Source organism: Gemmatimonadota bacterium (assembly GCA_009835325.1).
In the GTDB taxonomy this organism is placed as follows: Bacteria; JAAXHH01; JAAXHH01; order JAAXHH01; family JAAXHH01; genus JAAXHH01.
This window is the reverse complement of sequence record VXWP01000010.1, coordinates 24,159-34,436: the sequence shown is the minus strand read 5'-3', so window position 1 is coordinate 34,436 and position 10,278 is coordinate 24,159. Positions and strand designations below refer to the sequence as shown.

The following is a 10,278-nucleotide window of genomic DNA, read 5'->3' as shown; positions in this document are numbered from 1 at the left end:
GCCACGTGGACATCGCCACCACGCAGATCTACACCCACGTGGACCGCGAATACCTCAAGGACGTGTACACCCGGTACCATCCGCGAGGGTGATTTGCGGCCCGGCAGTCTGGCCGGCCCGGACAGCCCGATTATCTGGATTGGCGCCTGAGGTGAATGACGGTCCTGCTGCCCGCCAGGGCTGCCGCGACGACGGCCAGCACACAGCAGAGGAGGGCAAACACGTCGCCGTAACGGGTGTAGAACGTGAGCCCGCCCCGGTTCGGATGCACGTTCTCGACGGTGGTCGTGGCAACCAACATGGGCGTGGTGCCGTAAACGGCGCCTGTAACGGAGATGAACCCCGATATCCCCGTGTTCGCCGCGCGGATAATCGGCGTGCCGTTTTCCACGGCGCGCAACACCGCCATGGAGAAATGCTGGGCGGGTGCCGATGAGGTCCCGAACCAGGCGTCGTTGGTCATGACCACGAGCACGTCGGCGCCGTTCAGCGGGAATCTACGGACCAGATCAGGGAAAATGGATTCGTAGCAGATGACCGTGCCGACACGCATATCCTGCCCGGTGAGCGGCATCACGGTCAGTTCGTCCCCGGGCGTGAGATCGCCGATCGCGCCGGTCAATCCGGAAAGAAAGGAAAACAGACTAGGAAAAGGGAGATACTCGCCGAAGGGCACCAGGTGCATCTTGCTGTAGGAACTCACGATCCCCCGGGCGGGCAGCAACAGAAAGGCGCTGTTGTAAATATCGTCTTCACCAGGCCGGTAACCCAGTGCGCCGGTAAGCAGCGGAACGCCCGCCTCCTCGGTCAACGCGTGCACCTGTTCATTGTACTTTTCATAAGCCGGGCTTTCCAGCCAGAAGGTCATCGCCGTCTCGGGGAACACGATAAACTCGGGATCCTGGGGGAGTATCGACCGCGTCAGATCCCTGTAGACGTCCACGGTCCGCTGGACCTCCGCCTCTGACCATTTTATGCCCTGTTCCTTGCTGCCCTGGACAACGGCTACCTTGACCGGGGGGGTCATCCGCTCCAGGTCGCGTGCCTGGGTTATCGACCACCATCCGTATCCCGTCGCGCCGATCAGGACCAGCCAGGACAGCATCATGGCGAATACCGGCGCGCGCCAGGCGTTACGCTCGCGAAGGGCGATGAAAACCATGGCCAGCGTCGCGTTGAGAAGCATGACCAGGAAGCTCACGCCGTAGACGCCCGTGAAATTCGAAATCTGTATGACGGGAAGGACCAGGTACTGCGAGTAACCCAGCAGTTCCCAGGGGAACCCCGTGAAAACATAGGTCTGGATGTATTCCAGCGCCGTCCACAGCGCGGCCGCGAACAACGGGAAAAGGGGGGACTTCCAGTCGGCCCGTGCCGCGTACAATCCGAAAATGAAGGCGTACAGGGCGACGACAAAGGCCACGCCCGCCATGCTGACCAGGCCCAGCGCCAAGTTCAGGCCGCCGTAATTCATGACGGTTTCCCGGATCCAGTACACTTTGGCGACGCCTGAAACGAAGGCGAAAACCAGGGAGATTAAGGCCACCCTGGTCAAGGACCCGTTTCGTCCGGCGTCGTGCAACGCGACCATGACCGGCACGAAAGCGACCCAGGCCAGGGGCCACCAGTCGAACTTGGGTATACTCAGGTAGATGAACAGGGCGGAACAGAGGGCGAGCCCGAACCCGGCGATCGGCGATGTGACGTGGAGCCGCTGCAGCAGGACCATGGAGGTCATCTCTTGGGGGATTCAAGGGTCGTTTTACGTGACTGAAATCAACACGCATTACGGGAGGCTGTCAACTTAAAGTAGCGGCGCAAAGCCGGTATGCCGGAGCCAAAGAGGTTGACCGTTCGCCGGGCCGGCATCTACATTCCAGCCGTCTCCCGGCCGGAACCAACCGTTGCCGTGCCGGCCTTGCCGGCTTTCCAGCGGCGGGCATCGTATCAACGTTTGAACAGCAGGCAGGTTGACAAACAGCGGGCAGGTTGACAAACAGCAGGCAGGTTGACAGGGAGTCTCCGCACTTGGACGAATTGCGAATGGCCGTAATCGGCGTTGGACGACTCGGTGAAGCCCACGCCCGGGTGCTTTCGGGCATGCCCGGCGTGCTGCTTTCCGGTGTGTACGACATACGCGAAGAACGGGCGGAAGAGGTTGCCCGCCGCTACGATACGACAGCGATCGGCAGCCTGTCACGCGTCGTGGAAGAAGCCGATGCGGCCACCGTGGTCGTACCCACAACCGCGCATTGCGAGGTGGCGTCGTTCACCCTTGCAGAAGGCCTGCACACCTTCGTGGAGAAACCGATCGCCGCGACCGTAGCGGAAGCCGACCGGCTCATCGATTTGTCGGAATCCCGGGGCCTCGTACTTCAAGTGGGACACATCGAACGGTTCAACGGCGCCTTCCGGGCCCTCGAAGGCATGGAAATCGCCCCCGGGTTCATCGAAGCGCATCGCCTGGCCTCCTTCGACCCCAGGGGAACGGACGTGTCCGTCGTCCACGACCTCATGATCCACGACATCGATCTCATCCTTCGTCTCGTCCGATCGGACCTGGCGTCGGTGGACGCCACGGGCGTCGCCGTGATTTCCGACCAGGTGGACATCGCGAACGCCCGTATGCGGTTCGCCGATGGATGCGTGGCCAACGTTACAGCCAGCCGCATCTCACTGAAGAAAATGCGCAAACTGCGGATCTTTCAACGCGATCATTACGTTTCGATGGACTTCCTGGCGGGCGAGAGCGAGATTTACCGGCTGATCGACGATCCCGGACAGGCCGGAGCACGGGGATTGAAAATACCGGTAAACACCGGCGATGGACGCGTCCGCCATATCACGCGGCAGAAGACCTCGAAGGACCGGCGCGAGCCGCTCGAATCCGAACTCGCATCCTTCGTTGCGGCGGTGCGCGGTGATGCGCCGGCGCCGGTGACCGGCTTCGACGGCCGCGAAGCCCTTCGCGTCTCACTGGCGGTCATCGAGCAGATCGAAACCAACAGCCGGTAACGCCGGTAGACTGGCCGTCAGGCCGAACGAGCGACACCGAGGAGGTCCAGCTTCAACATGGATATCCGCGCCGCCGTCTTCGCGGCCCGAAGCTATACGCCGATCCCGCTCCTGATCGCGGTCCTGATCATGGCCGAACCCGGCCCGACGACCTTCTTTGCCGGCGGGCTGCTGGTGCTGATCGGGGAATCCATACGCCTGTGGGCGGTCGGTTACGCGGGCTCCGCCACCCGCACCCGCCACGTCGGAGCGCCAGCGCTCATCACCAACGGACCCTATGGCCGGGTACGCAATCCGCTGTATGTCGGCAACTTCCTGCTGAGTCTCGGCCTGTGCGTGATGGCCTGGGCCTGGATGCCTCACATGATCGTGATTTTCGTCGCCGCTTTCGGGATCCAGTACGGCCTCATCGTATCGCTGGAGGAGGAAAGCCTGCGGAGGACCTTCGGCGCACAATACGAAGCATACTTCGCGGCGGTACCCCGTTTTCTGCCCCGATTTACCGTATACACCGCGGGGAATCCGGCGCGCTATGATTTTGGCGCCGCCCTGCGCAGCGAGAGACGGACCTTTCAGTCCACGGCCGTGGTGGTGGCCGCCATCGCAGCGCGCTGGTATTGGGGCTAGTCCGGATCGGACCAGGCCGGCATTGTCGGACCAGGCAGGTATTACGGTTTCGTTTCCACGCGGTTTATGCCATTCAGTGACCGTTCATGCATCGTGCACCGAAGGGGATCGCCGTTTTTCCCGGACGGCCCTGTTGGCGTCGGAGGTGCCGACGGCTCAGAAGGTGCGGACGGTTCGGGTGGCTCGGGTGGCTCGACAGCGGCGCCCGCGTCTTTCTGCTTGTCGGGCAGCTTCTGGACGCTTACGCCCGTGGTCCCGTGCAGCAGGCTGAGCAATGCGACGAGTGCCACGAGGAGGACGACCGGCCACCAGGGCACGTTGGACAGCATCCGCACCGAGTCCGGTCCGGACTGGAACAGCAGTCCGTAGAGCAGGATAGGACCGAGGATAATCAGCAAGGCAACTCCCACGACGCATACCACCTGGGACCAGCCCGGGTTGCGTTGAAGAAACCGCGAAATGCTCGATACTCCGTGTGCTCTTTTCATGGGTCGTTCCCGTGTAGCGAACGTGTATATTGGCATCCCTTTCCCATCTCTCACCGGGGCGGATGCACATAGGTTTTAAAAGACAATCGTTACGACCAGGTGAAGGATTGTCGGAGCAGGAACGCACGGTGCAGCGCAGGCCGGCACTAAGGCCGGTTTGCGGGCTGGCTCGCAGGCCGGAACCTCTTGACAATCCCGATCCCCGCGTCTACTGTAACAGGTCGAACCTGACGCCAATCGATTGAACGACTTTCGGCGACTCGCCATCGCATAGAGGAATACGTGCCTCGCACCGCCACGGTAACGCGCGAAACCCTGGAAACCCGCATCGAACTGACCCTGACCCTCGAAGGCGAAGGAAATCTCGCCGGAGAAACCGGCATCGGTTTCTTCGACCACATGCTGGGCAGCTTCGTCAAGCACAGCGGGTTCAACCTCGATCTCGCCTGCACCGGCGATTTGCATATCGACGATCATCACACGGTGGAAGACGTGGGGATCTGCCTGGGCCAGGCCATCGCTCGGGCGGTCGGCGATGGATCGGGCATTACGCGGTTCGGCCACGCCTACGCACCCCTGGACGAGGCGCTGGCGCGGGCCGTCTTCGACGTAAGCGGCCGCGCCCACCTGGAATTCGACGCTGATTTCTCGCGTTCCTCGGTCGGCGATTTCAGCACGGAAATGGTGCGGGAGTTCTTCGGAGCCCTCGTGCATCACGGTCGCGTCACCCTGCACATTGCGCTCCTCTCCGGCGTGAACGCCCATCACCAGGTCGAGGCTATCTTCAAGGCGGCGGCCAGGGCCCTGCGCCAGGCCGTGGCCATGGACGAACGAGTATCCGGCGTGCCGTCCACCAAGGGCAGTCTCTAGCCCCCATAGCATACGCGGGTAACCATGCACATCGACGAGCTGGACACCCCGGCCTACGTGGCCGATCTGGACCTGATGGAACGGAACATCGCGTCCATGGCGGAACACTGCCGGAATCTCGACATTGGCCTTCGATGCCATACCAAGAGCCATAAAATCCCGGAAATCGCCCACTGGCAGGTCAAGGCCGGCGCGATCGGCATCTGCTGCCAGAAACTCGGTGAGGCCGAAGTCATGGCCGCCGCCGGCATCGAGAACATCCTGATCCCCTACAACATCGTAGGTCCCCGCAAGGTGGAACGCCTGACGCGTGTCGCCAAACGGACCGAGATCTTCGTGGCCGTCGATGACGAGACTACGGCACGGGGCATTTCGGACCAGGCCGAAAATGACGGCTGCCGGGTCAACGTGATCATCGAGCTGGATACGGGCACGCAGCGTTGCGGCGTGCAGTCGCCCGAAGCGGCGGCGACGCTGGCCGAACGCATTACTGACCTGCGCGGCCTCGTTTTCAAGGGCGTCATGATCTTCCCCAGCCATCCCGAGGCCAGGGATTTCCTGGCGGAAACGATAGAACGGATCACCGGAAAGGGCATCCCCGTCGAGATCATCAGCGGGGGCGGCACCGGCGGCGAAGAAAACTCCAAAGCCATGGGCTGCACCGAGACCCGCAGCGGTTCCTACATCTGGGAGGGCATGGAGCGTCTCAGCACTTCCGCCATGCTGGATCCCCAACGCTGCCCCTGCCGCATGATCTGCACCGTGGTGAGCGCCCCGACCCCGGACCGCATCATCATCGACGGCGGCATGAAGACCTTCGCCAGCTATCCGCCCACACCCTACGGCCATATCATCGAACATCCCGAGGCGCAGATCTACGGCATGTCCGTGGAACACGGCCACGTGGACGTATCCCGCTGCGCGCACCGGTTCAGGGTGGGCGAGCGCCTGTCGGTCATCCCCCTGCACCAGGAGATGGCCCTCAACCTGCACGACGAGCTCAACGGCGTACGGGGAGACCAGGTGGAAGTCATCTGGCCGGTGGCCGGCCGGGGCCGGGTCAAATAGACCCTGTACGTCTGGAAACACACGGTCCGTCTGGATAAACTCTGTCAGACTGGAAGGAGTGCCGGATGTCCTTGAATAACGTAAGGGAAGTCTGGAAAAGCCGCCTGGGGCTGATCATGGCCATGGCCGGCAACGCCATCGGCCTGGGAAACTTCCTGCGGTTTCCCGTACAGGCGGCCGCCAACGGCGGCGGTGCCTTCATGATCCCCTATTTCGTCGCCTTCCTGGTCGTGGGCATCCCCATGATGTGGGTGGAATGGAGCGTGGGGCGGTTCGGCGGGAAGCACGGCCACGGTACCACCCCGGGCATCCTGTACCGCCTTTGGAAACACCCGGCGGCCAAGTACATCGGCGTGCTCGGCATCGCGGCGCCGGTCGCCTTCGCCCTCTACTACTCCTACGTGCAGTCGTGGACCCTGGCCTACAGCTTCTTCTCCCTGACCGGCCAGTACTTCGGTATAGAAACCCAGGCGGAGATGGGCGCGTTCCTGAGCAGTTTCCAGGGGGTCACTGAGAGTTCCTACTTCAGCAGTGTCGCCACCGCCTACGTCTTTTTCCTCATCAACCTCGGCATCGTATTCTGGGTACTGAGCCGCGGCGTGGTGCGGGGCATCGAGACCCTGGCCAAGTTCGCCATGCCCATGCTGTTGATATTCGCCATCGTGCTCGTGGCCCGTGTACTGACCCTGGGCACGCCCGATCCGGACTTCCCCGACCGAAGCGTCATGGCCGGTTTCGCCTGGATCTGGAACCCGGACCTCAGCCGTCTGTCCGAGGGCAGTGTGTGGCTTGCGGCCGCGGGTCAGATCTTCTTCTCCCTCGGCATCGGCATCGGCAGCATGCAGTGCTACGCGAGCTATGTCCGCGCCCGTCAGGACGTCGCCCTCACCGGGTTGACGACCTCCATGAGCAACGGGTTCGCCGAAGTGGTGCTGGGCAGTTCCATCGCCATACCGGTGGCCGTGGCTTTCTTCGGCGTCACCGCGACCGAGGCGATCGCGACGGGCGGCTCCTTCGACCTGGGCTTCCAGTCCATGCCGCTGATCTTCCAGCAACTCCCGCTTGGTCAATTCATCGGCACGCTGTGGTTCGGCCTGCTCTTCTTCGCGGGGATTACGTCGACGGTGGCACTCACGCAGCCGCCCATGGCCTTCCTGCAGGACGAAATGGGATGGCCGCGGAAGAAAGCGGCCCTCTTCGTGATCTCCTTCCTGTTCATATTCGGCAACTTCATTGTCTTCAACATCGAACACGGCGTAATCGACGAGTTGGACTTCTGGATCGGGACCGTGGGACTGGTCGTCTTCTCCTTCCTCGAGATCATCATTTTCGCCTGGATATTCGGGATGGACAAGGCCTGGGAGGAGATCAACGAAGGCGCGGCCATCCAGATACCTCGGATCTTCTACTACATGATCAAGTACGTTACGCCCGTGTCGCTGGCGATCCTGCTCGTCGTGTGGACCTACCAGGCCGGATTCGACCTTCTCCTGCTGCGCAACGCCAATCCCGAAGACATTCCCTACCTGCTGCTCACCCGGGGAATCATCGTGTTATTGATCCTGGTGGGCGTGTTGCAGGTAAGACGGGTTTCGAAGAACTGGAAATAGCGCTGTGGCAACGCCCATGACCGCGGTGAATGAAAACCACCAGAGCGTCGGCCTTCCTCCGGGTATCGTGCGCCTGAGCCGGAATGAAAACCCCCTCGGGCCGTCTCCCGGCGTCATCGAAGCGGTGAAATCGCGCAGCGATCAGATCAACCGCTACGAAGACCCCGACCATATCGACCTTTTCCGAAAACTGGCCGAACTGCACGGCGTGCCGCACGACGAAAGACTTTCGCTGCCCGGTCTCGATTCGGAGAATGCCTGGATACGGGTCGGCGACGGCGCCGAGCACCTGATGCACGCCATCGCACGGGCTTTCCTGTCCGCCGGAGACGAGGTGATCGAACCTCATCCCGCTTTCGGTTTGATGGTCCGGTACGGGGAGGATATAGGGGCCCGGTCCGTGCGGACCACCCTGACGCCGCGGTACGTGTACGACCTGGAGGCCATGGCCGCTGCCGTTAACGAACGGACCCGCATGGCCGTCATTACCAACCCGAACAATCCGACGGGCACCGTCGTTACCCACGACGCGCTGTCGCGCTTCGTCGAAGAACTGCCCGAACGCGTGATCGTCTTGTTGGACGAGGCCTACATCGACCTGGTGGAGGACGGCGCGTGCGCCGACGGCAGCGCCCTGGTCAGAGCACACGAGAACGTCCTCCTGGTACGGACCTTTTCGAAGGGTTACGGCCTGGCGGGCTTCAGGCTGGGCTACGCCGTGGGTCAGCCCCACATGATGGCGCGCGTCCGCCAGTACCACGGGGGATCGCCCAGCGCCCTGGTGCTGACCGCCGCCTGCGCGGCCCTCGACGATCCGGACCACGTGGTCCGCTCCAGGGAGGCCGCGACCGCGTCCAAGGCGATCTACTACGAGGCCTGCGAATCACTCGGACTGCCGTATGTCCGCAGCGAGGCGGCCTTCGTCCTGATCGAGGTGGGCGACGCGGAAGCGGTGACGCAGGCGCTGGCCGAGCGGCGCATCATCGTGATCAACGCCGAAACTTCCTGGGGTATTTCCGGCATGATCCGGGTCTCCTACGGCAACAAGGCGGAAAGCCGGATCTTCACCGGGGCCTTGAAGGAAATCCTTGGCTGAAAGGCGCGCTATGCCCGCATCCGAACTGTGCTTCACTCCTGCGACCGATCTGGTACGCATGATCCGCCGCAAGGACGTGTCCGTGACAGAGGTCATGGAGGCCCACCTGGCCCAGGTCGACCGGGTGAATCCCGCCGTGAATGCCATCGTCACCTATCATCCCGACCAGGCGCTGGATGGCGCCCGTAAGGCCGACGAGGCCATCGCGCGAAACGAAGCGCGGGGGCCCCTCTTCGGCCTGCCTATCGCCCACAAGGACCTGGTGCTGACCAAAGGCGTCCGGACGACCTACGGTTCGCCGATCTTCCACGATTTCGTCCCGGGCCAGGACGAGTTGATCGTGGAGCGGTTGAAGAAGGCAGGGGCGATCTCCTTCGGCAAGACCAACGTACCGGAATTCGGCGCGGGTTCCCAGACCTTCAACCCGGTTTTCGGCGCGACGCTGAATCCCTACGACACGGACCGGACCTGCGGCGGCAGCAGCGGAGGTGCCGCGGTGGCCCTGGCCTGCGGCATGCTGCCCATCGCCGACGGCAGCGACATGGGCGGCTCGTTGCGCAACCCGGCCAACTTCTGCAACGTGGTGGGGCTGCGGTCCGCGCCGGGACGCGTGCCGCGATGGCCGTCCGTCAACGCCTGGGGCAGGCTCAGCGTCCAGGGTCCCATGGCCCGGACCGTGGCGGACGCCGCGCTCATGCTCAGCGCCATCGCGGGACCCGATCCCCGCGCGCCCCTGGCCATTCGGGAACCTGGACAGCCCTTCGCCATGCCGCTTGAACGCGACTTCAAAGGGGTGAGCGTAGCCTGGAGCATGGATTTCGGCGGGCTGCCCGTGGATCCCGACGTCACCACGGCCATCGAGGCGAAGCGCGGGGTATTCGAGGACCTGGGCATGACCGTCAAGCCGGGCCAGCCCGACTTCGCCGAAGCCGACGAGGTTTTCAAGACACTGCGGGCTTGGAGCTTCATCCAGGGCTATGGCGACCTCCTCGAGACCCACCGCGATCAGATCAAGGACACGGTCATCTGGAACCTCGAAGCCGGATTCGCTCTTACGGGACCGCAGATCGCCCGCGCGGAGGTGGACCGCACCACCCTGTACCACCGGGTCCGCAGTTTCATGGAACAACACGACTTCATGGTCTTCCCCGTCAGCCAGGTCCCGCCCTTCGACGTGAATACGCCCTACCCCACGGAAATCGACGGCGTGCAGATGGAGACCTACATCGACTGGATGAAGTCGTGCTACTACGTCACCGTCACAGGCCTGCCCGCCATTTCCGTGCCTTGCGGATTCACTTCCTCGGGCCTGCCCGTGGGACTGCAGATCGTCGGACGGCACGAAGACGAACTCGGCGTCCTTCAACTCGCCCACGCCTTCGAACACGCGACCGGGACCTGGAAGAGGCGCCCGCCCGTGGTCGAGGCATGAGCAGGCTGGTGCCACCCGCTGCCGAGGCATGAGCGCGTTGGCGGCCGACCGTGGCCGGGGCATGAGCACGCT

9 protein-coding genes are annotated in these 10,278 nt (G+C 63.1%); 7 read left to right on the top strand and 2 right to left on the bottom strand.

The genetic code is table 11. The annotated features are described in order from the left end of the window. Window positions 1-130: 130 nt before the first annotated feature. Window positions 131-1,738: an apolipoprotein N-acyltransferase gene (lnt, locus tag F4Z81_01125; protein ID MXW03649.1), complete on the bottom strand. Its 1,608-nt coding sequence runs from the start codon at window positions 1,736-1,738 to the stop codon at window positions 131-133. 290 nt (window positions 1,739-2,028) lie between these two features. Between lnt and F4Z81_01120 the strand changes: the two genes are divergently transcribed. Next, on the top strand, window positions 2,029-3,015 hold the full coding sequence (locus F4Z81_01120; GenBank protein MXW03648.1) for a Gfo/Idh/MocA family oxidoreductase: 987 nt from the start codon (window positions 2,029-2,031) through the stop codon (window positions 3,013-3,015). A 57-nt stretch (window positions 3,016-3,072) separates the two neighbouring features. Next, a complete protein-coding gene (locus F4Z81_01115; GenBank protein ID MXW03647.1) occupies window positions 3,073-3,642 on the top strand; it encodes an isoprenylcysteine carboxylmethyltransferase family protein in 570 nt (189 codons plus the stop codon). Window positions 3,643-3,683: 41 nt separating this feature from the next. Here F4Z81_01115 and F4Z81_01110 read toward each other — a convergent pair whose 3' ends face one another. Next, window positions 3,684-4,130, bottom strand: a complete 447-nt coding sequence (locus F4Z81_01110) for a hypothetical protein (GenBank protein MXW03646.1) — start codon at window positions 4,128-4,130, stop codon at window positions 3,684-3,686. Window positions 4,131-4,412: 282 nt separating this feature from the next. On the opposite strand from F4Z81_01110, the gene hisB reads away from it, so the two are divergent. From hisB to F4Z81_01085, 5 genes are all read left to right on the top strand, one after another. Next, entirely contained in the window at window positions 4,413-5,000 is a 588-nt protein-coding gene (hisB, locus tag F4Z81_01105; GenBank protein ID MXW03645.1) for an imidazoleglycerol-phosphate dehydratase HisB, read from the top strand. Between the two features lie 24 nt (window positions 5,001-5,024). Beyond that, entirely contained in the window at window positions 5,025-6,068 is a 1,044-nt protein-coding gene (locus F4Z81_01100; GenBank protein ID MXW03644.1) for a D-TA family PLP-dependent enzyme, read from the top strand. 65 nt (window positions 6,069-6,133) lie between these two features. After that, window positions 6,134-7,678 (top strand): sodium:calcium symporter, encoded by a 1,545-nt coding sequence (locus F4Z81_01095; protein MXW03643.1) that lies wholly within the window; start codon window positions 6,134-6,136, stop codon window positions 7,676-7,678. A 4-nt stretch (window positions 7,679-7,682) separates the two neighbouring features. Next, the gene (locus F4Z81_01090; GenBank protein ID MXW03642.1) at window positions 7,683-8,774 is read left to right on the top strand and encodes an aminotransferase class I/II-fold pyridoxal phosphate-dependent enzyme; all 1,092 of its coding nucleotides are present in this window, start codon (window positions 7,683-7,685) and stop codon (window positions 8,772-8,774) included. Between the two features lie 10 nt (window positions 8,775-8,784). Then, window positions 8,785-10,206, top strand: coding sequence for an amidase (locus F4Z81_01085; GenBank protein MXW03641.1), 1,422 nt, complete (start codon window positions 8,785-8,787; stop codon window positions 10,204-10,206). Window positions 10,207-10,278: the final 72 nt, after the last annotated feature.